17 protein-coding genes are annotated in these 23,791 nt (G+C 49.5%); 11 read left to right on the top strand and 6 right to left on the bottom strand.

The window, feature by feature from the left end; all coding sequences use genetic code 11:
* Positions 1-124: 124 nt before the first annotated feature.
* Together DF182_RS20035 and DF182_RS20040 are read right to left on the bottom strand one after the other, a co-directional pair.
* Positions 125-550, bottom strand: a complete 426-nt coding sequence (locus DF182_RS20035; protein ID WP_113617591.1) for a hypothetical protein — start codon at positions 548-550, stop codon at positions 125-127.
* Between the two features lie 104 nt (positions 551-654).
* Positions 655-1,539, bottom strand: coding sequence for a helix-turn-helix domain-containing protein (locus DF182_RS20040; protein WP_113619656.1), 885 nt, complete (start codon positions 1,537-1,539; stop codon positions 655-657).
* Positions 1,540-1,629: 90 nt separating this feature from the next.
* On the opposite strand from DF182_RS20040, the gene DF182_RS20045 reads away from it, so the two are divergent.
* The 11 genes from DF182_RS20045 to DF182_RS20095 all read left to right on the top strand — a co-directional run bounded on the left by DF182_RS20045 (position 1,630) and on the right by DF182_RS20095 (position 11,038).
* Entirely contained in the window at positions 1,630-2,034 is a 405-nt protein-coding gene (locus DF182_RS20045) for a hypothetical protein (RefSeq protein ID WP_113617592.1), read from the top strand.
* A 173-nt stretch (positions 2,035-2,207) separates the two neighbouring features.
* On the top strand, positions 2,208-2,510 hold the full coding sequence (gene ureA / locus DF182_RS20050) for an urease subunit gamma (RefSeq protein ID WP_113617593.1): 303 nt from the start codon (positions 2,208-2,210) through the stop codon (positions 2,508-2,510).
* Between the two features lie 18 nt (positions 2,511-2,528).
* Positions 2,529-2,903, top strand: a complete 375-nt coding sequence (gene ureB / locus DF182_RS20055; protein WP_113617594.1) for an urease subunit beta — start codon at positions 2,529-2,531, stop codon at positions 2,901-2,903.
* Complete coding sequence (gene ureC, locus DF182_RS20060) at positions 2,900-4,621, top strand: urease subunit alpha (RefSeq protein ID WP_113617595.1); 1,722 nt, start codon at positions 2,900-2,902, stop codon at positions 4,619-4,621. The genes ureB and ureC overlap by 4 nt, the downstream gene beginning before the upstream one ends.
* A gap of 14 nt (positions 4,622-4,635) precedes the next feature.
* The gene (gene ureE / locus DF182_RS20065) at positions 4,636-5,148 is read left to right on the top strand and encodes an urease accessory protein UreE (RefSeq protein ID WP_113617596.1); all 513 of its coding nucleotides are present in this window, start codon (positions 4,636-4,638) and stop codon (positions 5,146-5,148) included.
* Positions 5,149-5,162: 14 nt separating this feature from the next.
* The gene (locus DF182_RS20070; protein WP_113617597.1) at positions 5,163-5,852 is read left to right on the top strand and encodes an urease accessory protein UreF; all 690 of its coding nucleotides are present in this window, start codon (positions 5,163-5,165) and stop codon (positions 5,850-5,852) included.
* Positions 5,853-5,877: 25 nt separating this feature from the next.
* Entirely contained in the window at positions 5,878-6,516 is a 639-nt protein-coding gene (ureG, locus tag DF182_RS20075) for an urease accessory protein UreG (protein WP_113617598.1), read from the top strand.
* 69 nt (positions 6,517-6,585) lie between these two features.
* Entirely contained in the window at positions 6,586-7,410 is an 825-nt protein-coding gene (locus DF182_RS20080) for an urease accessory protein UreD (RefSeq protein ID WP_113617599.1), read from the top strand.
* Positions 7,407-8,108, top strand: coding sequence for a hypothetical protein (locus DF182_RS20085; protein ID WP_113617600.1), 702 nt, complete (start codon positions 7,407-7,409; stop codon positions 8,106-8,108). Before DF182_RS20080 ends, DF182_RS20085 begins: the two co-directional genes overlap by 4 nt.
* Before the next feature lie 37 nt (positions 8,109-8,145).
* A complete protein-coding gene (locus DF182_RS20090; RefSeq protein WP_245957501.1) occupies positions 8,146-9,015 on the top strand; it encodes an urea transporter in 870 nt (289 codons plus the stop codon).
* A gap of 4 nt (positions 9,016-9,019) precedes the next feature.
* Positions 9,020-11,038 carry a TonB-dependent receptor gene (locus DF182_RS20095; RefSeq protein ID WP_113617602.1) on the top strand — a complete coding sequence of 673 codons (2,019 nt, stop codon included), beginning with the start codon at positions 9,020-9,022 and terminating at the stop codon, positions 11,036-11,038.
* On the opposite strand, the gene DF182_RS20100 is transcribed toward DF182_RS20095, so the two are convergent.
* The 4 genes from DF182_RS20100 to DF182_RS20115 form a co-directional block, all read right to left on the bottom strand.
* Entirely contained in the window at positions 11,039-11,935 is an 897-nt protein-coding gene (locus DF182_RS20100) for a PorP/SprF family type IX secretion system membrane protein (protein ID WP_113617603.1), read from the bottom strand.
* Between the two features lie 8 nt (positions 11,936-11,943).
* Entirely contained in the window at positions 11,944-17,352 is a 5,409-nt protein-coding gene (locus DF182_RS20105; RefSeq protein ID WP_113617604.1) for an Ig-like domain-containing protein, read from the bottom strand.
* Positions 17,353-17,439: 87 nt separating this feature from the next.
* A complete protein-coding gene (locus DF182_RS20110) occupies positions 17,440-18,336 on the bottom strand; it encodes a PorP/SprF family type IX secretion system membrane protein (RefSeq protein ID WP_113617605.1) in 897 nt (298 codons plus the stop codon).
* 8 nt (positions 18,337-18,344) lie between these two features.
* Positions 18,345-23,777 carry an Ig-like domain-containing protein gene (locus DF182_RS20115; protein ID WP_113617606.1) on the bottom strand — a complete coding sequence of 1,811 codons (5,433 nt, stop codon included), beginning with the start codon at positions 23,775-23,777 and terminating at the stop codon, positions 18,345-18,347.
* Between the last annotated feature and the right edge of the window lie 14 nt (positions 23,778-23,791).

Raw genomic sequence — 23,791 nt, forward strand, 5'->3', positions numbered from 1 at the left:
TGACTTGTTACTAACAGTGTAACAGTTGTAGGTTATATAGTGGCTGGAATAATCTTATCCGAGTCTCGATAGAAGAGGCTATCACCAAAAACACGGGATAGCCTCTTTTATTTATGTCAGCAGTTTATTGGTCACCTGCATCATCGGCTTCTTTGCCTTTTTTCTGCTGATGCGCGGCATTCAAATTTTTGAGTTGTGTTTGTTGATCCGGTGTAAGGATGGTTTGGAACTGTTGTTTGCGGTAGGCAGCTATTTCTTTGTGTCCCTGACCACCTTTTTGTCCGCTTGCACGCAGCGCGTCTTTGCGGCGGATACATTCCGTATTCACAGCCAGCACTTTTTTATACTGGTCGTCAGTAAGGTGCAGTTTTGTTTTTAATTCATCTGAATAGGCTTTTGCGCGTTCTTCCGGCGCAGGCAGTGTTTTCTGGACGTTTGCTTTTTGGGTAGCAGGCGCCTGTTGCTTGGCAGGAGCAGTAGTAGTTGCATTCTGTGCGAAAGCAGGAGATACGGCCAGCATAATGGCGAAAGCTGCGATTAACTTTTTCATGTGTTTTAAATGTTTTGTATGCCTGAGAATTCAATTACCTTGCCAGCACAAAAAAATATGGCTGGAAGGAGCTTAAAATTTCCTTAAAACAAAAAATACGGCAGTTAGTTCACTTTTATTTTTTTTCTGTAGGTAGAAGGAGAGAAGCCTGTCACCTGTTTGAACAGGCGGGTGAAATAAGAGGCAGATTGATAGTTAAGTTCTGCTGCAATGCCGGCAATGTCTCTTGCAGGGTCTCTCAACAGGATCTGGCTGTGGAGGATACTGATTTCATTGATCCATTGTTTGGGTGGTTTGCCCGTAGCTTCCTTCACACATTTATTAAGATAGTTTTCAGAGATGTTGAGTTGCCTGGCGTAGTATTCCACTGTTTTTTCACGGAGATGATGACGTTGTACCTTTTCCCGGAAAAGCAGGGATATTTCCAGGCTTCGGTTGAGTGGCACCGGATGCTGGTTTTCCTGTAACAGTATTTTATTCAGCAACGCCCTGAAAAGTGGTATACATATTTCCATGGAGCCGTTGATCATGCTCAGCTCTTCTTCCAGCAGCGCACTGAGATGGGCCAGCCATTTAACCGCTTTGGCAGGAAGGGATACAAAAGGTGCAGTGAAGAAAAAATTCAGCAGACTGTTATTAAGTGACAGCCCGTTGACGATTTCATTTTCATAGACGATGAAGAAGCCGGTGGCATCAGGTGATATTTCCAGTGTAGCGGTGATGCTGCCCTGTTTGATCAGCAGTACGGAATTGGCTTCCAGTTTAATGGGAGATATTTCCAGTTGTTGTACAATGGTGCCTTTGGTGACAAACAGGAGAAAGTTGAAGGAGGTGCGGTAGGGTGGCACTGGTATCACGATGTTGCGCAGGTAGTTTTCGATGCGGTATACCTGTAGTTTGGCATCGTTGAACAGTACCTGCCTGGACACGCCGGGAAGGAAAGATTTTTTATATTCGAAATTGGTAAATAGTTTAACAGATGATTTCATATACATCACTAAGGTAGCGTGATTTGTGAAGAAAAATGCGTGATTTGTGCTATTCCGGGTTTGTTTTAACATATACCTTGCACGCTGTAAATGAAAGCCATCGTTCGGTACATATTATTTCTTTTTTTCCTCATCGGATTCACTTTCACCGGTCACAACAAAACACCGTTATTGCCGGGAAGGGCCATCCATCCGTCTTTTGAGGCAGCGAAAGGTTGTTCGGATACCTTGCTGTCCACGAAGGATCTACTGGGTTTTCCGCAGTTGTTTTCTTTCATCAATAATGAAAATACCGACGACGAAAACGATATCTTTCATACCTCACAGTTTCAACGTTTTACTACTCTTTTCGCAGCCTATTATCAGGCATTGTTTCTCACTACAGAAAAAAACATACTGACCGGCAACCGGTTCAACCATCCGGATACTGCCGTGAAGCGGGTCCCGCGTTTTATCTTATTTCACACCCTTATTATTCCTTCGCACAACGCGTAATCAGCCGTGTTTTCTTTAACGATTAATGTGACAACGCCGGTTATACGGCTGTATAGGCACTCTGGTGTTTATATATGTTGTTAATTAATATGTGAAGAAGATTCGACTTTTTGCGCGATCAACTGTTTCTGTAAATAAAAGTTCTTGTTTTTATACATATTAAAATTTGTTATATGCATTTAACTCCGCGAGAAACGGAAAAGCTGTTGTTGCACCTGGCTGGTGAGCTGGCTGCCAAACGCAAGGCACGTGGCCTCAAACTCAACTATCCCGAGGCAATCGCCTTCATCAGCAGCGAGCTGCTGGAAGGCGCCAGGGACGGCAAATCGGTGGCAGAACTGATGCACTACGGCGCTACTATCCTTACACGGGAAGATGTAATGGAAGGGATACCCGAGATGATCCATGACGTACAGATCGAAGCCACCTTCCCGGATGGAACCAAACTGGTCACTGTCCACAACCCTATCCGTTAACATGTAAAACGATCCACCATGATTCCAGGAGAGTATTTTTTAGCAGCAGGAGACATCACCCTCAATGAAGGCCGCAACACCGTGACCATCAAGGCTGTCAACACAGGTGACCGCCCCGTACAGATAGGGTCACACTACCACTTCTTTGAAGTAAACCGCCTCATGAGCTTCGACAGAGCCAAAGCATTTGGCAAACGCCTTAACATCCCCGCCGGCACAGCCGTACGTTTTGAACCGGGAGAAGAAAAGGAAATCACCCTGGTAGAACTCGGCGGCGCCCGCCGCGCTTTCGGCCTCAACAACCTCGTAGATGGCGACACTTCCCTCGACGCCAGCAGAGAAAGAGCCATGGTCAAACTCGCTTCTTCCACCTTTAAAAACCAGCAATCATGAGCCTGAAAATAGACAGAGAGAGATACGTCAATATGTACGGCCCTACTGTAGGCGACAAAGTACGTTTAGGCGACACCGATATTATCGTAGAGATAGAACAGGATTTTAACCGTTATGGTGATGAAAGCAAATTCGGCGGCGGCAAAACCGTACGCGACGGCATGTCCCAGTCCAGCACCGCTACCCGCGATCAGGGCGTGCTCGACATGGTAATCACCAACGTGATCCTCATCGACCACTGGGGCATCGTAAAAGGTGACCTCGGTATCAAAGACGGCAAAATCGTAGGATTCGGCCGCGCCGGCAACCCCGACACTATGGACGATGTAGAACGTAACATGGTGATCGGCGCCTCTACCGAAGTACATGGCGGCAACGGCCTCATCGCCACTGCCGGCGGTATAGATACCCATATCCACTTCATCAGCCCGCAACAGATAGAAACAGCCCTCTTCAGCGGCGTTACCACCATGATCGGTGGCGGTACCGGTCCGGCTGATGGTACCAACGCTACCACCGTCACCCCCGGTAAATGGTTTATCGAAAAGATGCTGCAGGCTGCAGATGATTTCCCGATGAACCTCGGCTTCTTCGGCAAAGGCAACTGCTCTACCGAAGCTCCTATCTCAGAACAGGTGGAAGCCGGCGCGCTGGGCGTAAAAATACACGAAGACTGGGGCGCTACCCCTGCCGTTATCGATGCTGCCCTTAAAGTGGCCGATAAATACGATGTACAGGTAGCTATCCATACCGATACACTCAATGAAGCAGGTTTCCTGGAAGATACCATCAACGCCATCAACGGCAGAGTGATCCATACTTTCCATACAGAAGGTGCCGGCGGCGGCCACGCTCCCGACATCATCAAAGCTGCTATGTATCCCAATGTACTGCCTGCTTCCACCAACCCAACCAGACCGTATACTGTCAATACCATCGATGAACACCTGGATATGCTGATGGTATGCCATCACCTGAGCAAAAGTATTCCGGAAGACGTGGCGTTCGCGGACTCCCGCATCCGCCCGGAAACCATTGCTGCAGAAGATATCCTGCACGATATGGGTGTGTTCAGCATCATGAGCTCCGACTCTCAGGCTATGGGGCGTGTAGGCGAAGTCGTTACCCGCACCTGGCAAACCGCCGACAAGATGAAAAAACAACGCGGCTACCTGGAAGAAGACGGTAACAAACAAAGCGATAACTTCCGCGCTAAACGTTACGTTGCCAAATATACCATCAACCCGGCCATCGCACATGGCATCGCCCATTACGTAGGTTCCGTTGAACCCGGCAAAATGGCCGACATCGTGCTGTGGAAACCCGCACTGTTCGGAGCTAAACCGGAAATGATCATCAAAGGTGGTATGATCATCGCCAGCAAAATGGGTGACGCCAACGCCTCTATTCCCACACCACAGCCCATCATCATGCGTACCATGTTCGGCGCTCATGCCCGGGCCATGCATAAAACCTGCGCCACCTTTGTATCTAAGGTTTCGCTGGAAAAAGGCATCGTGGAAGAATATGGCCTGCAGAAAATGGTCCTTCCCGTTTCAGGTTGCCGTAACATCTCCAAAAAAGATCTCATACACAACGACAAAACACCGGAGATCACCGTGAATCCCGAAAACTATGAAGTACGGGTAGACGGACAGCACATCACCTGTGAACCGGTAGCAACGCTGCCTTTGGCACAACGTTACTTCCTGTTTTAAAAAAGAAACAGACAATGATTATCGATAAAATCATCGGCAATATTGACACCCTGCCTGTTGGCGGTCGTACCATCGATCCGCTGATGCTGGAGTGGTTTGAAACAACCAAACGTATTCAGCGCAAACATACACAGCAGGGCATGGAAATAGCCGTCCGCTTTCTGAAAGAGGGACAACGGCTCCATATCGGGGATATCCTGTATATGGACAATGAAAAAGCGGTTGTAGTAGATATTATCCCCAGCGATGCGATCGTGGTAACACCACGGTCGCTGCTGGAGATGGGAAGTGTATGTTATGAGATCGGCAACAAACACCTGCCTGTGTTTATACAAAACGATCAGGTGCTGTTGCCTTTTGAAGAACCCATCTTCCACTGGCTGCAAGCGGCCGGCTATCAAACCGTGAAAGAGCATACCAAACTCACCAATCTGCTGAATGCTAACGTACAGCCGCATTCACATGGTGGTGGCGGTGGTAGTTCCCTCTTTTCAAAAATTATGAACATCGCTTCCAAAGAACGATAAAGAACAGACAGATCATGGCATCAAATTTTTTGGGAAGTCTACTGCATCTCAGTGATCCTACTTTGCCGATAGGTGGCTACTCCCATTCCAACGGCCTTGAAACCTATGTGCAACAGGGACTGGTGAACAATACAGCTACTGCGGAAGAATTTGTCCGGCATATGCTGGCCAACAATCTGCACTACAACGATGCGGCTTTTGTATGCCTGGCTTACCAGGCCGCCGCAGCAGATGACCTTGGCACTTTGCTGGCATTGGACGAAGAAGTAGCGGCCCTCAAAATACCGAGGGAAATCAGGCAGGCCAGCCTCAAACTGGGCATCCGGCTGATGAAGATCTTCACCCGTCATGAGCCCTATACGCTGGCGAAAAAATTTGAGGCGGCCACTACTGCGAAAAATGCAGAAGGTCACTACTGCATCGCCTTCGGTATGTATGCCTGTCTGATGGGCATCCCACTACAGGAGGCATTGTACGCCTTTTATTATAATGCTGCCGTGGGGATGGTCACCAATGCCGTGAAACTGGTGCCTCTCAGCCAGCTCGACGGACAAGATATCCTGTTCCGTACACAACAACTTATACAAAGCCTTATTTCTACAACCATAGCGCTGGACCGTGAACTGGTGGGTGTATGCAACATTGGTTTTGATATCCGTTGCATGCAGCATGAACTGTTGTATTCCAGGCTATATATGTCATAATTATTTTTTTAAAACTGATTTTACCATGAGCGAAAGAAAATATGTAAAGATTGGTGTAGCCGGCCCTGTGGGCTCCGGCAAAACCGCCCTGATAGAAAGATTATCCCGTGCACTGATGAACACCTACAGCATGGGAGTGATCACCAATGATATCTACACTAAAGAAGATGCGGAGTTTTTAACCAAAAACAGCCTGTTGCCCAAAGAAAGAATCATTGGTGTGGAAACAGGTGGTTGCCCGCATACCGCCATCCGTGAAGATGCCAGTATGAACCTGGAAGCTGTGGATGAAATGGTGGCCCGTTTTCCGGAAGTGGAACTGGTACTCATCGAAAGTGGTGGTGATAATCTGTCTGCTACTTTCAGTCCTGATCTGGCAGATGTGACCATCTTCGTGATTGATGTAGCGGAAGGTGATAAGATTCCCCGCAAAGGCGGTCCTGGTATTACCCGCTCCGACCTGCTGGTGATCAATAAAATAGATCTCGCTCCTTATGTGCATGCAGACCTCGGTGTGATGGAAAGAGATGCCCGCAAAATGCGTCAGGGCAAGCCTTTTGTGTTTACCAACCTGATGTCGCTGGAAGGTCTTGATACCGTGATCGGATGGATTAAAAAATATGCATTACTGGAAGAAGCAACAGAGCCTGCGCTGGTAAGGTAGGATGTAATTCAATTGTAAAACACATATAGCCCAGGGCGTTAGCCCTGGAGGCAAAAAAGGCTGGCAAGGATGATCAACAAACTAACGTTAACAAGTGGGTATAAAAACGGACGTTCATGGCTCAAAGACACCTTTTATACAAGGCCGTTTAAAATAGCCAACGTTGGTATATACAAACAGGATCCTGCCTTATATCTGATGGTTATGAGTTCTTCACCCGGTATACTGGACGGAGATCATTATGAAATAGATATACGGCTGGAAAAAAACAGTCATCTGCAACTGCAGTCACAATCCTATCAGCGCCTGTTCAATATGAAGAGCGGAGCATTTCAGCAGCAACGTATTACCATGGAAGAACACAGTGTTTTCAGCTATGTTCAGCATCCGGTGGTGCCGCATGAAAATGCCATCTTCAAAACACATACGGTAGTGCAGATGGCAGACAACTGCCATCTGACGCTGGGAGAGATCATCACCTGTGGCCGTAAACACTCTGGTGAAGTATTCCGTTTTTCGAAATTTCACAGCATAACGGAAATATTTCAGCGGCAGAAACTGATCGTAAAAGATAACCTGCTGTTGCAACCACAGCTGTTGCCCATGTGGGCTGTCGGACAAATGGAGGGTTACACGCATCAGGCTACTTTGTTGCATGTGAATACCGGCGCGTATGATATGGAAGCACTGCCGGCGAAACTCCGGCTACTGCTGGAACACGAACAGGACATGGCTTTTGGTATATCTCTTTCAGGCACTAAGTGTGTGGTGGTGAGAATACTGGGCAATGGCGGAGAGCAGCTGTACAACTGTTTGCGCAGGGTACAGCGCTATCTGTGGGAAGAAGCCGGCAACGCAGTTGCAGCAGAAAAATTAAAAACAGTGATGGCATGAACATAGGATTAACAACATTGGCATTGTCGGCTGTAACCATCAGCTGTCTGCATACGGCCACCGGCCCGGATCATTATCTGCCCTTTATTGTGCTGTCCCGTTCCAAAAAATGGACGATGACCAAAACGGTGTTCTGGACAGTGTTGTGCGGCCTGGGCCATATTCTCAGCTCGGTGCTGATAGGCTTGCTGGGTGTATTGTTGGGCTGGCAGCTGTCTAAGCTTACCTGGTTCCAGGATATGAGAGGTAATATGTCGGGCTGGTGCCTGCTGGGCTTTGGGTTGGTATATCTCTTGTGGGGATTACGGCAGGCTTATCTCAACAAACCGCATAAACATTTTGATGTATACGAAGGCGGCGACATATACGTGTATGAACATCGCCATGGTGAAGTAGTGTATCCGCAAAACAGGGTGAAAGTAACTCCCTGGATATTGTTTGCCATTTTTGTGATGGGCCCCAGCGAGCCATTGGTGCCGCTGTTGTTTTACTCCGGCGCTCACCGTTCCGTGCTGGAAGTGGTGGTCCTTATCAGCGCTTTCACCATCACAACTGTATTGACCATGCTGGCCATGGTACTGATTGGTTGTTATGGTTACTCATTTCTGAAGACAGACAGACTGGAAAGATATGTACATGCCATCGGAGGCGCTGTAGTTACGATGTGTGGGATTGGTATGGTGTTTCTGGGGTGGTAAAAACATGATTTAATCATCTTCATTTAAATAACTAAAAGTGATACAAAAGAAATCATCGTATCTCCCCTTTCTGAGGGGAGTAGGGCAGATCATGCTCCAAAACAACGCCTGGACCGGCGTCCTTTTTCTGGCAGGGATCTTCTACGATTCCATCATTATGGGTGCAGCCGCGTTGCTGGCAGTAATTACCGGTACACTCACAGCCAAGGTGCTGAAGTATGATGAGGCTGATATAGATGCCGGGTTGTATGGTTTCAGTCCTACACTGGTAGGTGTCGCACTGACATTTTATTTTAACCCGGTGCCGGTGGTATGGATCGCAGTGGTGGTGGGCTCTGTGGCAGCCGCGATGTTGCAGCACTTTTTTATTAAAAGGAAGCTGCCGGGATTTACGTTTCCGTTTATCCTGGTAACCTGGATAGTGCTGTACTTATTTCACCATGTATTTGCACCGGGAGCTGCGGTGGACGTAGTGGGCAGTATGCCCGTGAAAGATGATTTTACACTGGCCACCCACGGATTTGGAGAAGTGATATTTCAGGGTAGTGTGATTGCCGGTATTATCTTTTTTATTGCCGTGTTTGTCAATTCACCAATAGCTGCCCTTTACGGCGTATGTGCGTCACTGTTAGGTGCCTTCATTTCACTGGAATGCTCAGAGCCAGCTCCGGATATACATATGGGCCTTTTCAGCTTTAACGCTGTACTCTGCGCCATCGCCTTTTCCGGCAACAAACCCCGTGATGGTATATGGGTACTTTTCTCTGTTGTATTGTCTGTGTTCATTGATGTATGGATGCTGCAGATGCATATGGCCGTTTTAACTTTTCCCTTTGTAGCCGCCTCCTGGATCACCTTGATTGTGCAGCATTTGCTGCAAAAAGCAGGATTGAAGATTAAAGAATGATAGCATGAAAAAAGAATCAGTACTGATAGCACTGCTGTGTAGTGCGCAGTCTCTGCTGGCACAACAGCCTGAAGATACAGCGCATACACAGCTGAAACAAATAGTAGTAAGCGCACCCCGCATAGAAACGGCGATGATGCGCATTGACCTGAAAAAGATACCGGTCAACACCGCTCAGGACCTCCTGAGAAAAGTGCCCGGATTGTTTATTGCCCAACATGCCGGTGGCGGTAAAGCCGAACAGATATTCCTGCGCGGCTTCGACTGCGATCATGGAACTGATGTGAATATTTCTGCTGATGGTATCCCGGTGAATATTGTTTCTCATGCACACGGACAGGGTTATTCCGATCTGCACTTCCTGATACCGGAAACCATTGAAGGTATTGACTTCGGGAAGGGTGCCTATTATGCCGATAAAGGTGATTTTAATACTGCGGGTTATGTTAACTTCTCCACTTTTGATCATCTGAATAACAGCATGATCAAACTGGAAGGAGGTGCTTTTAATACCATGCGCCTGGCTGGTATGTTTAATCTGCTGGCGGATAAAAGCGCTGCCAAACGCAATGCTTATATCGCTACGGAATACAATTATACCAATGGGCCTTTTGATGTACAGCAACAGTTCAGCCGCTTTAATATATTTGGTAAATACAATCAGTGGCTGAATGATAAAGACTATCTTTCCTTTCAGCTCTCTACTTTTACTTCGGGCTGGAATGCTTCGGGCCAGATTCCGGAAAGAGCCGTGGAGCAGGGATTGATCAGCCGCTGGGGATCTATTGATCCTACGGAAGGTGGCAATACTTCCCGCACCAATGCTGCACTGACTTTTATTCATCACTCCAATGCACAGGAATACTGGAAGAGTTTCTTCTTTTATAGTCGTTATAAATTCAACCTCTATTCCGATTTTACTTTTTTCCTGAAAGATCCTGTTAATGGAGATGAGATACAACAGAAAGATGACCGCAGCATCTACGGATTTGAGCAACAGTATATCCGTGATTTCACCATGGGTAACAGTCGCTTAACCTGGCAGTCTGGTGTGGGCCTGCGGCTGGATGATATATACGATCTGGAACTGAACCATGTATATCGCCGTGATTCGTTGTTGAACCGTGAAGCCTGGGGCAGCGGACGGGAGACTAACCTGCATGCCTATACGGGATTAACCTGGCATATTGGTAACTGGCGTATCAATCCGGCAGTAAGGATAGATCAGTTTATTTTCAATTATCAGGATAAACTTAAACCTGCTTCCGGAGAGCCGGGAGTGACGGCTGCGAGAGTAAGTCCCAAGCTGAATTTTGCCTATGCTTCCGGTGATGTTGCGCAGTGGTATCTTAAAACCGGTATGGGTTTCCACTCCAATGATATGCGCGTAGTAATAGCACAGAAAGGTAAAGACATATTACCTTTTTCGGCTGGCGCTGATTTGGGTGTGGTGTTGAAACCTACGCCCAACCTGCTGATACAGCCTGCGCTCTGGTACCTTTATCTGCAGCAGGAGTTTGTATATGTGGGAGATGACGCCGTAGTAGAACCTGCCGGAAAAACAAGAAGAATGGGTGTAGATGTGAGTGTGCGTTATCAGCCGTTAAAATGGCTGTATCTGGATGCGGACGTTAATTATGCGAATGCAAGGGAGATAGGCGCGCCCAAAGGAGAGAACTATATTCCGCTGGCGCCGGTACTGACCAGCACTGGTGGAATTGGGGTCAACCTGCCGATGGGTTTTTCTGCCAATCTGCGTTACCGCTATATGAAGGACAGGCCAGCCAATGAGGACAACAGCCTTGTTGCCAAGGGCTATTTTGTGAACGACCTCCTGCTGGCCTATACACATCATCAGTTTCAGTTTACGGTGCAGGCACAAAACGTGTTCAACACCAACTGGAACGAAGCACAGTTTGAAACAGAAACGAGGTTACAGCATGAATCCCAGTCTGTGACAGATCTGTGTTTTACACCGGGTACCCCGTTTTATCTCAAAGCGGGTATCTCCGTGCGTTTCTGATTATTGAAAGAGATTGATTTTCAGATGCAGCTCCATCCCTCCGTTGCTATAGTTGCGGAATCCTCCGGTCTGTGTGTTGTACATAAACTGTAGTGTACCGAGGGATGGATAGCTGAATCCTGCGCCGGTGCTGAAGGAGCCGCTGCTGTGATAGATGCCGGTGACATCAAGCCAGTTGCGCAGGAAAACTACTTTAACCCCTAAGTCAGCAATATCCTTCATACCCTGTATTCCCCGCCAGGCTACTTTAGGAATGATATAGGGAATAGCTTCGCTTACTTCAAATTTATACTCCGCTGCTGCGTAAAACGTCTGTGTGCCGGCCTCTTTATCTTCTGCATGGAGGTGGCTGATCATGTCGGGCAGGGCAGCTTGCAGGCCCAGGCGTTTATTGGTATAGGCCACTCCGAAATCACTTTCGAAGTAGTTGTCCCGCCTGTTGAAGGCGTTGGCAGCAGGGTCGTTCATATCCCCGTTGATATCTTTTAAGTTGAGCCTTTTGTTGTAAAGTACACCGGAGATACCGAAGTGCAACGTGTGTCCGTTGTCGTTAAGCGGCAGGTGGTAGGCATAGGTGAGGGCGATGCGGGTGTTGGAGATCAGCCCGGCCATGTCGTTGTAGACCTGCAGACCTACGCCTACCCGGCTACCCACAAAGTAGTCTGCTGTCAGCAGTTTTGTTTGCGGGGCGCCTGGTATGTCAGTCCATTGCTTGCGGTAGGCGAGGTTGATGTGCAGGCCGCTGTCCGCGCCTGCATAGGCGGGATTGGCTAGATAGGGATTCAGATAATATTGTGAACCCAACGGGTCGGTGACAGCGTTGGCATTGCCTGCTGTTTGTGCATAAGTGTATGCACAAAACAGCAGGCTGGCTATAGATAAAATACTTTTTTTCATATGATCTTTTAACGAACGATAGTGATATAACCCTTGAATGTTTTGATGTTCTGGCCTACGGTGATGATGTAGTAGTAGGTACCTTCACTGAGTGGCTGACCATTGACAGTGCCGTTCCAGGTGTTGTTATAGTTGCGGGCCTGGAATACGAGCCTGCCGGCGCGGTCAAACACTTTTACCTCATTGTCGGGGTACATATCTATATTTTTTACTACCCAGTTGTCGTTGATGCCATCACCATTAGGTGTGAGGATGTTGGTACCTGTCACTTTGAAATCGTCTTCCAATGTAATGTCGATCTGTTTACGTACGCTGCATCCTGCAAGGTTGGTGATCACCACTTCGTAGCGGATGCTGGCAGCAGGTCTGGCTACCGGTGTGGCACTGGAAGGGTTGTCCAGCCACTGGGCAGGTGTCCAGGCGTAGCTGTTGCCACCGGAAGCCTGCAATTGTATGGAGGCGCCTTTGCTGATAGTAGTACTACCGGCAGCGGCTACACGACCATCTGGCAGCGGATGAACAGTTACCGGAATGGTATTGGATGTTTTAGTGAAACCGTTGGCAAATGTTACAATGGCGTTGTAGTTGCCGGAAGCAGTGGGCCTGAAGTTTTGCTGGCTGGCGCCGTTGACAGGAGCGCCATTCAGGAACCATTGGTACCTGCCGGCGGTAATGCCCTGTAATGTCAGGTTTTCATTTTCGCAGATCGTGGTGTTACCATTGGCACTGATGGCTGCATCGGGCCATGCCAGCACTTTAACGGTAACGGTTACAGGTGTTGCCGCTGTATAGTTCACATCACCGGGTTGTGTGATGGTAATAACGGCAGTGCCGGGGACCCCGGGTGTGGCCTGGTTGCCATTCATTGCAACAACAGCCGGATTGTCGGACGTGAATTGCAATGGCAATCCTGCGTTGCTGCTGGCCTGCAGGGTGAAGGTGGCATCACCCTCGTACTTGTCGGCAACGGCTGGAGCCGTGATGCGCTGGTTACCCTGTAGGACGGTCACCGTGAAGGTGGTGGTAACGTCCATCCGGTTGTTAGTGTTGGCATCAGGCATCAGGCTGCCGCGCAGTACGTAGGTGCCTGGAGTGGAACTGTTGTAGGTAGAGGCATCCCATTGAACAGAGGTCTGGCCATTGGTATTGTCGGTATAAACGGCTGGTACGGTGGCGGGCAGGCCTATGTTGCCAAATGGCGTCAGATAGGCTACCTGTACCGCAGCAGGTGTGGTAACGGAAACGATACTACGTTTATTGACAATGATATTGGTGCTGATGATCATGCTCTGACCAGTTACATCGGTATTGTTATCGGCGGTGAGTATACCGGTGATGGTATAGGTACCCGCTACAGCAGGGTTGTAGTTGCCTGTCAGCCAGGTTACATTCAATGGGGCTGTGTTGGCAGTGGCTGGTGCATAGGTGGCTGCTACCTGTGATGGCAGGCCCACATCGACGAAGCTGGTGCCATAAGACACTGTTATAGAAGGTACTGGTGTAATGCTGGTGATGATACGTTTGCTAACGGTGACGCTTACACTGGTTGTCATCGGCTGGCCGGTGACATCTGTGTTGTTGTCTGCGGTCAGTGTGCCGGGAATGTTGTAAACGCCGGCTGTGAGCGGATCGTAACTGCTGTTGTTCCAGGTAACGTTCAGCGGTGTTTTGTTGCTGGTCACTGGTGCATAGTCCGCAACTATCTGCGATGGGAGACCTATCGCTGCAGGTGCAGTGCCATAAGGCACGGTGATGGCCGTTGCCGGGGTAATACCAGTGATGGTACGTTTGCTAACGGTAACGGTTACACTGGTTGTCATCGGCTGACTGCCCGGATCAGTATCAGTATCGGCAGAGAGTGTCCCGGTGAGGGTATAGGTGCCGGCTATGAGCGGATTATAGTTGTTGGTGTCCCAGAAAACGTTCAGCGCTGTTGTGTTGCTGGTGGCCGGAGTATAGGTCGCTGTTATTTGTGATGGGAGACCTATTGCTGCCGGAGCGGTGCCATAAGGTACGGTGATGGCCGTTGCTGGCGTGATACCTGAGATTGTACGTTTGCTAACGGTTACGGATATACTGGTTTCCATCGGTTGGCCGGTGATGTCCGTGTTGTTATCTGCTGTCAGTGTGCCGGAAAAATTATAGGTACCTGCTTTCAGCGGATCATAACTGCTGGTGTTCCAGGTAACGTTCAATGGTGTTGTATTGCTGGTGGCAGGCGAATAGATGGCTGCTATCTGCGATGGCAGGCCTATTGCTGCAAGAGTAGTGCCATAAGGCACCGTGATGGCCGTTGCCGGCGTAATACCAATAATGATACGTTTACTAACGATAACGGTTACACTGGTAGTCATCGGCTGGCCGGTGATATCGGTGTTGTTATCTGCTGTCAGTGTGCCGGGAATGTTATAGGTGCCTGCTTTCAGCGGATCGTAACTGCTGGTGTTCCAGGTAACATTCAGTGGTGTTGTGTTGCTGGTGGCAGGTGTATAGGTGGCTGCTATCTGCGATGGGAGGCCTATTGCTGCCGGAGCGGTACCATAAGACACGGTGATGGTTGTTGCCGGTGTTATACCTGCGATAGTACGTTTGCCTACGGTAACGGTTACACTGGTGGTCATGGGCTGACCGTTGGTGTCGGTATTACTATCTGCACTGAGTGTCCCGGTGATGGTCTGGGTACCGGCTTTCAACGGATCGTAACTGCTCAGGTCCCAGCTGATGTTCAGCGCGGGATTATCCGGGCTGCTCACTGCATAAGTGGGCATAATACTGGTGGGCAGGATGCTGCCCGGCGTACTGCCGTATGCAACAGAAACCGGATTGATGGCCGGTATGCTGCTGATGACACGTTTTTTCACCACTACGGTAATATTAACGGTTTGCAGATCGGCAGGCAGATCGGTGTTGGCATCTGGAACGATGGTACCGGTGAGTGTATAAGTGCCGGCTACAGCAGGGTTGTAGCTGCCGGTTTGCCAGGTGACGTCCACTGGGTTGGTATTGGTAGTAACCGGAAAATAGGTTGCTGGTAAAGTGGACGGCAGGCCCAGCGCGGCAAAGTCAGTTCCCAGCTCAGTGATGACCGTTGCAGAAGGGCTAACGCTGACAACTATACGTTTACTGACGTTGACGGTAGCATTCACTTTCTGCCCGGCGTTTATCCAGGTGGAATGCAGTACCGGAGCAGCCTGCAAGGCATAAGAGCCGGCGACAAGGGCATTGTAGGGGCTGTTGTCCCAGTTGAGTGCCACGCTGGTTTGGCCACCATCCTGCCAGTTAACAGTGGTGGTGGCAGGCAATAATCCTGTGAGGGCAGTTCCGTAAGGTACTGTGAAGGTCGCCGGACTTAGTGGCACCAGGCTGCTGACAGAACGATTGGCAAGAGTGACCGTGAAATTTTTGGTGGTAATATTTCCGGCTTTGTCGGTGGCTGTCAGGGTAAAGGTATTGTCTCCCATATTGGAGATGTTCAATGTACGCGGGGTAAAAGAGATCGTCACCAAATCATTGAGGGGAGGATCTGATACCAGGTAATTTAACATGCTCTGTGTGATGGTAGCGTTGCCATTTATATCAAGCCAGGTGGTGAGTGGCTGCACCGTCAGTTGGGGAGGTGTGTTGTCGATATAAACAGGCTGGCCTGCGGCGATATCAGCAGGGATGTTATAGACAGTGCTGTTCCCGGCCATGTCGGTCAATGTGACTTTTGCAGTCACTGGTCCATCCGGATCTGTATCGGCTACAGTGATCCATTGTTGGGGCCGGGTAGGAGGCAGAAGTGTTACTGTGGCTGTTTTGCCGGCAATGGTTGCAATGACAGTTTTGATATCCTCACTGGCAGTCAGGTTTAGTTGAATTTTGTCACCTGTTTTAGCGAGTGTAGGAACTGCATTGTTTGAGTAAAGATTAGCCGAGGTGATTTTCGGTGCCGTTTTGTCGATAGCATATCCGGGAGAGCTTGCCGGGATATTGAAAAGGTTCACCGGGAGGCCGGTCTGGTTATCCAGTTGTAAAGTGAAGTTATCACTTTCCACTGTTTTAACCGTTACTGTCCATTGCTGGTTGTTGGTGCCGGTAACGGGGGTGACAGACAGGATAGTACCTCCTCCGGGTAAGCTGAAATTGGCAGCCGTTAACCCGGGCACACTTTGGGCAAAGGAGACTGTAAAATGTACCTGGTCGTAGTTATTCAGTAATGGATCAGTAGTGGTTATACCCAGTACAGAAACAGTGCTGATGGCAGCCTGGTACTCGTAGGCGCCGATGTCAACGGTGCCGTTGTTATAGATGCGCGGATTACCGGCAATATCCGTGATGAAAGCCGAAAGGTCGGGATTATTACCTGCGCTGTAAAGTGTGTTGTTGCCTGTATTGATGGCAATGGAAGTGGGTTTTAGCGATAGATTTGAGGAACTGACAAAACCTGGGTCTTGTCCTACCGTATTATTAACCCCGGTCAATGGCAATGCCACGTCAGATATATTATTGGAGGAATTGCCGGTGACGCCCATTATCGCAAGGTCAGACGGAATACCTGCCAAAATATTATTGCGGAAAATACAGTTGTGAATGTTAACGTTTCCAAGCATGGCCTGATATCCTGTTCCCGTATTGTTGGCAATGGTACAGTTGATCAGGAACGTGGTGCCATCTCTTGTATAAATGGTAGTTCCGCCAACAGAGGTGTTATTTACAATAGCACTGCTGACAGCCAGGAAAGTCGATGATGCTGATGCCTGGTCTATTACAATGCCGCCGCCCATGGGGGCCCTGTTGTTTTTAACCCAGGTATTGTTCAGTGTGATGTTGCCTCCTAACAGGTAAATTCCACCACCCTTTTTTTCTGCTATGTTGTTAACAAGTATGACATTATTCAACCTGAGATTGGTGTAAAGACTTAAGATCCCCCCGCCATAGGCTTCGGGCTGGTTCGAGGAAGTAGGTAACACGGCATTGCCGTTGGTAATCGTCAGGCCATCCAGTGTAACAGTTCCCGCACTATTAGCAACTATCACATGTTGGGCATCGTCATCTGTCATCCCGGGAGTATGCGCATAGTCTCCATCCAGGATGGTGGGATAGAGGGCCGGATCGCGGACTTCCAGCGCTGAACTGGATCCCGGCTTGTACCCGCCTTTGATAGTGACCCCTTTTTTTATCCAAAAGGAGGTGGAAGTAATGATGCCATTGGTCGCTTCTAAAAAAGGGTTGTAAGTGCCGGCCAGCATTCTTATTTCATTGAATTTGCCCATATTCACAGCATCGATAGCCAGATCCAGGTCTGGAAAAGCATTTTCCCAGGAGGTGCCGTCAGCGTATGTTCCGCCGGGTTTCACGTAGCAGACCTGGCTGCTGGCCCTGAAGGTGATTAATAACAGAAAGGTACTGAGGATAAATAGGTAGAATTTTTTCATGCAGTAATTGGTTCAAGTACAGGGATGAGGTATAACGGATCTGAAAAATACGCAGGAGCACCTATATACATTATTGGTGCGTTCTGATTATTGAAAGAGGTTGATTTTAAGATGTAGCTCCATTTCTCCGTTGCTGTAGTTGCGGAGTCCGGCGGTCTGTGTATTGTACATGAACTGTATAGTGCCAAGGGATGGATAGCTGAACCCTGCGCCGGCACTGAAGGAGCCGGTACTATGATAGATGGCGGTGGCATCTAACCAGTTGCGCAGAAAAACTACTTTGGCCCCGGCGTCTATAATATTCTGCATTCTCTGTACCCCACGCAAGGCTACCTTAGGAATGATACAGGGAATAGCTTCGCTGACTTCAAACTTGTACTCTGCTGCTGCGTAAAATAACTGTGTGCCGGCTTCTTTGTCTTCTGCATGGAGGTGGCTGATCATGTCGGGCAGGGCAGCCTGCAGGCCCAGATGTTTGTTGGTATAGGCTACGCCGAAGTCGCTTTCGAAGTAGTTGTCCCTCCTGTTGAAGGCGTTGGTTGTAGGATCGTTCATATCCCCAAAGATATCTTTTATGTTGATTCTTTTGTTATACAGCACACCGGAAATACCGAAATGTAACGTATGTCCGTTGCCGTTAAGTGGCAAGTGGTAGGCATAGGTGAGGGCGATGCGGGTGTTGGAGATCAGTCCGGCTACGTCGTTGTAGACCTGCAAACCTGCGCCTACGCGGCTACCCACAAAATAGTCTGCTGTCAGCAGTTTGGTTTGTGGGGCGCCTGGCATGTCAGTCCATTGTTTACGATAGGCGAGGTTGATGTGCAGGCCGCTGTCCGCGCCTGCATAGGCGGGGTTGGCGAGATAGGGATTCAGATAATATTGTGAACCCAACGGGTCGGTAACAGCGTTGGGGTTGCCCGCTGTTTGTGCATAACTATATGCACAAAACAGCAGGCTGGCTATGGATAAGATATTTTTTTTCATGTGATTTGTTATCGAACGATAGTGATATAACCCTTGAATGTTTTAATCTGCTGGCCTACGGTGATGATGTAGTAGTAGGTACCTTCGGCGAGTGGCTGACCATTGATAGTGCCGTTCCAGGTGTTGTTATAGTGGCGGGTCTGGAATACGAGTCTGCCGGCGCGGTCAAACACTTTCACTTCATTGTCAGGGTACATGTCTATATTTTTTACTACCCAGTAGTCGTTGATACCATCGCCATTAGGCGTGAGGATGTTGGTTCCTGTCAGTTTGAAATCTTCTTCTACGGAAATATCGATCTGTTTACGCATGCTGCATCCGGCGGGGCTGGTGATCACCACTTCGTAGCGGGTGCTGGCAGCAGGTCTGGCTACAGGTGTGGCACTGGACGGATTGTCCAGCCACTGTGCAGGTGTCCAGGCGTAACTGCTGCCACCGGAAGCTTGCAGTTGAATGCTGGCGCCTTTGCTGATAGTGGTACTACCGGCAGCGGCTACACGACCATCCGGCAGCGGATGAATAGTCACCGGAATGGTATTGGATGTTTTAGTGAAACCGTTGGCAAAGGTTACAGCTGCATGGTAGTTGCCGGAGGCTGTGGGTCTGAAGTTTTGCTGGCTGGCACCGTTGACAGGAACGCCATTCAGAAACCATTGGTACTTGCCGGCGGTAATGCCTTGTAATGTCAGGTTTTCATTTTCGCAGATCGTGGTGTTACCATTGGCACTGATGGCTGCATCGGGCCATGCCAGTACTTTAACGGTAACGGTCACTGGTGTTGCGGCTGTATAGTTCACATCACCGGGCTGTGTGATGGTAATGACTGCAGTGCCGGGGACACCGGGTGTGGCCTGGTTGCCATTCATGGCAACAACAGCCGGATTATCGGACGTGAATTGCAATGGCAATCCTGCGTTGCTGTTGGCCTGCAGGGTGAAGGTGGCATCACCCTCGTACTTGTCGGCAACGGCTGCAGCCGTGATGCGCTGGTTACCCTGTAGGACGGTCACCGTGAAGGTGGTGGTAACGTCCATCCGGTTGTTAGTGTTGGCATCAGGTTGCAGGCTGCCGCGCAGTACGTAGGTGCCTGGGGTGGAACTGTTGTAGGTAGAGGCATCCCATTGAACAGGGATCTGGCCGTTGGTATTGTCGGTGTAAACGGCTGGTACGGTGGAAGGCTGGCCGATGTTGCCAAATGGCGTCAGATAGGCTACCTGTACCGCAGCAGGTGTGGTAACGGAAACGATACTACGTTTATCGACAATGATATTGGTAATGATGATCATGTTTCGTCCGCTCACATCAGTGTTATTATCAGCGGTAAGTATACCGATGATGGTATAGGTGCCAGCAACCGCAGGGTTGTAGTTGCCTGCCTGCCAGGTTACATTCAGCGGGGCCGTGTTGGTGGTAGCTGGTGCATAGGTGGCAGCTACTTGTGATGGCAGGCCCACATCGACGAAGCTAGTGCCATAAGACACTGTTATAGAAGGTACTGGTGTAATGCCGGTGATAGTGCGTTTGCTAACGGTGACGCTTACACTGGTAGTCATCGGCTGGCCGGTGACATCTGTGTTGTTGTCTGCCACCAAAGTGCCGGGAATGGTGTAAACGCCGGCTGTGAGCGGATCATAACTGCTGGTGTTCCAGGCAACGTTCAGCGGTGTTGTGTTGCTGGTCACAGGTGTATAGTCCGCAACTATCTGCGATGGGAGACCCATCGCTGCAGGTGCAGTGCCATAAGGTACCGTGATGGCCGTTGCCGGGGTAATGCCAGTGATGGTACGTTTGCTAACGGTAACGGTTACACTGGTTGTCATCGGCTGACTGCCCGGATCAGTATCAGTATCGGCGGTGAGTGTTCCGGTGAGGGTATAGGTGCCGGCTATGAGCGGATTATAGTTGTTGGTATCCCAGAAAACGTTCAGCGGTGCTGTGTTGCTGGTGGCCGGTGTATAGGTCGCTGTTATTTGTGGTGGGAGACCTATCGCAGCCACAGCGGTGCCATAAGGCACAGTGATGGCCGTTGCCGGCGTAATACCGGAGATGGTACGTTTACTAACGGTTACGGATATACTGGTTTCCATCGGTTGGCCGGTGATGTCCGTGTTGTTATCTGCTGTCAGTGTGCCGGAAAAATTATAGGTACCTGCTTTCAGCGGATCATAACTGCTGGTGTTCCAGGTAACGTTCAATGGTGTTGTATTGCTGGTGGCAGGCGAATAGATGGCTGCTATCTGCGATGGCAGGCCTATTGCTGCAAGAGTAGTGCCATAAGGCACCGTGATGGCCGTTGCCGGCGTAATACCAATAATGATACGTTTACTAACGATAACGGTTACACTGGTAGTCATCGGCTGGCCGGTGATATCGGTGTTGTTATCTGCTGTCAGTGTACCGGAGATGTTATAGGTACCTGCTGTAAGCGGATCGTAACTGCTGGTGTTCCAGGTAACATTCAGTGGTGTTGTGTTGCTGGTGGCAGGTATGTAGGTCGCTGCTATCTGCGATGGGAGGCCTATCGCTGCAGGGGTGGTGCCATAAGGCACGGTGATGGCTGTTGCCGGTGTTATACCTGCGATAGTACGTTTGCCTACGGTAACGGTTACACTGGTGGTCATAGACTGACCGTTTGTGTCGGTATTACTATCTGCACTGAGTGTCCCGGTGATGGTCTGGGGACCGGCTTTCAACGGATCGTAACTGCTCAGGTCCCAGCTGATGTTTAGTGCCGGATTATCCGGGCTGCTCACTGCATAAGTAGGCATAATACTGGTGGGCAGGATGCTGCCCAGTGTGCTGCCGTATACAACAGAAACAGGATTGATGGCCGGTATGCTGCTGATGACACGTTTTTTCACCACTACGGTGATATTAACGGTTTGCAGGGCGGCAGGCAAATCGGTGTTGGCATCCGGAATGATGCTACCGGTGAGTGTATAAGTGCCGGCTACAGCAGGGTTGTAGCTCCCGGCTTGCCAGGTGACGCCCACCGGATTAGTATCGGTGGTGGTTGGTGAATAAGTGACCGGCAAGGTGGATGGCAGACCGAGTGCAGCAAAGGCTGTTCCCAGCTCCGTGTTGATGGCGGAAGGAGTAGGAACGGTAACGACTATACGTTTACTTACGTTAATGGTAGCACTTACTTTCTGACCAGTACCTATCCAGGTGGAATGCAGTACAGGAACTGCCTGTACGGTATAGGAGCCGGCTACGAGCGGATTATAGGGGCTGCTGTCCCAGTTGAGTGCCACGCTGGTTTGACCACCATCCTGCCAGTTAACAGTGGTGGCAGCAGGTAATATTCCCGCGAAGGGAGTGCCATAAGCAACCGTGAAAGTGGCCGGGGTTAACGGTTGCAGGCTGCTGATATAACGATTGGCGATGGTAACAGTAAAGTTTTTGGTGGTAATGTTTCCAGCTTTATCTGTAGCCGTCAGTGTCAGGGTATTGGCGCCCATATTGGCGGCGCTCAGCGTACGGTCTGTGAAAGATACGGCTACAGGGGCCAGCAGCGGCGGGTCTGACGCCTGATAGTTTAACATGCTCTGTGTGATGGTGACGTTGCCGTTTATGTCAAGCCAGGTGGTCAGCGGATTCACCGTCAGCAGCGGTGGTGTATTATCTATGTAAACAGGCTGGCCTGCGGCGATATCAGCAGGGATGTTATAGGTAGCGCTATTGCCTGCCAGATCGGTGATAGTCACTTTTGCAGTCACCTGTCCATCCGCATCGGTACCGGCTACCAGTATCTTCAGTTCGGAGCGGTCGGGAGGAAACGGGGTTACAGTGGCTGTTTTGCCGGCGATAGTGCCGGTAGCATACTGGATGGCCTCATTGGCAGTGATGCTCAGCTGTATTTTGTCGCCTGCTTTAGCAAGTGTGGTGACAGGGTTGCTGGTGAAAAGACTGGCTGTACTGATTTGCGGGGCTGTTTTATCAATAACATATCCGGAAGAGGTATAGGGTATGTTGGTCAGGTTTACGGCGAGTCCTGTCTGGTTGTTTAATTGCAGGGTGAGGTTGTTGCTCTCAACAGTCGTAACGGTTACCAGCCATTGCTGGTCGTTGGAGCCTGCGATGGGCATCACATCCTGGATGGTGCCACCATTGGGTAAAGTGAAGTGGGAGGTGGTGAGCCCGGTGACAGGCTGGGAAAAGTTCACAGTAAAATTAACCACGTCACTGTTGGTGGGGGAGGCATCCGCTTTGTCGATGCTGTTGACAGTCGCATCAGGTGTATAATTCCCCTGGAATTCATAGGCGCCGATATCAACGGTGCCGTTGTTATAAAAGCGGGGATTGCCGGCCATGTCTGCCATAATACCAGAAAGTTCGGGATTGCCGCCGGGTTGGTAAGGGGCATTGGTGCCGGCATTAATGGCAGGAGAGCTACTTCGTAAGGATACATCTGAAACGCTGACCAAACGGGCGTCTGTATTAGTCTTATTATTGGCACCGGAAATAGAGAGAGCAGCGTCAGACAGATTGTTGGCGCTGGATACAGTGGCGAATGAGGTGACGTCGTTTTTTCTATTCGTCGCCACCGTGATATTATTCTGGAAGATACAGTTGTAAATATTGGCGCTGCCTGATTTTGCGAGGTATCCCGGACCGTAGTTGGATGCCTTGTTTCCGACAAAAGTATTGTTGACAAGCGTTATGTTGGAAGTGGATGATACCAGTGCTCCTCCATTATATTTACTCGAATTGTTCAGAAAAACGCAGTTGCTGGCTACAACGGTAGATGAAACTTCTGCGACAATACCGCCGCCTTCATCGGCAGTATTGGATTGGATGAGTACTCTATCCATTGTTAGCCGACTTTGGTATAGATAAACACCACCACCACTTCCCATGTTGCCGGTGCTATTATTGATCAGTTTTACATTGCGCAGTGTCACATTACAGTTGCTGGCCAGGATGGCTCCGCCGTATCGGGCCATGGTACCGGGATTGTCTGCGCTTTGTTCTGCATAGCCTCCGGTGATGGTAAGACCATCCAGCATAACAGTTGAGCCGTTATTTACATATACTACGTGACCGGCATTATCTGCGGCGTTTCCCGGTGTTCTCCGGTAGTCGCCATTAAGTACTGTGGAATAAAGCGCGGGGTTACGGATTTCATTGGAAGAGGTGGCATCAGCACGGTAGCCACCCAGTATGGTAACCTTGTAAGCCTGTATCCAGAAGGTGATGGTAGGGGCATCATCCCCAGCTAGCTCGGAAGGATACCAGGTACCTTCCGTTATTCTTATTTCGTTGAAGGAGCCTTGACTTACAGCTGTCAATGCATCATCAAGGGAATTGAAAGCCCTTTCCCAGGAGCGGCCGTCACCATTGGGAGCAGCATAGGCCCTTACATAGCAGACCTGGGCGGAAGCCCGGAAGGCTGTCAATAGCAAAAAGCTACTGAGGATAAACAGGTAGAATTTTTTCATGCAGTAATAATTCA

Source organism: Chitinophaga flava, from assembly GCF_003308995.1.
Lineage (GTDB): Bacteria > Bacteroidota > Bacteroidia > Chitinophagales > Chitinophagaceae > Chitinophaga > Chitinophaga flava.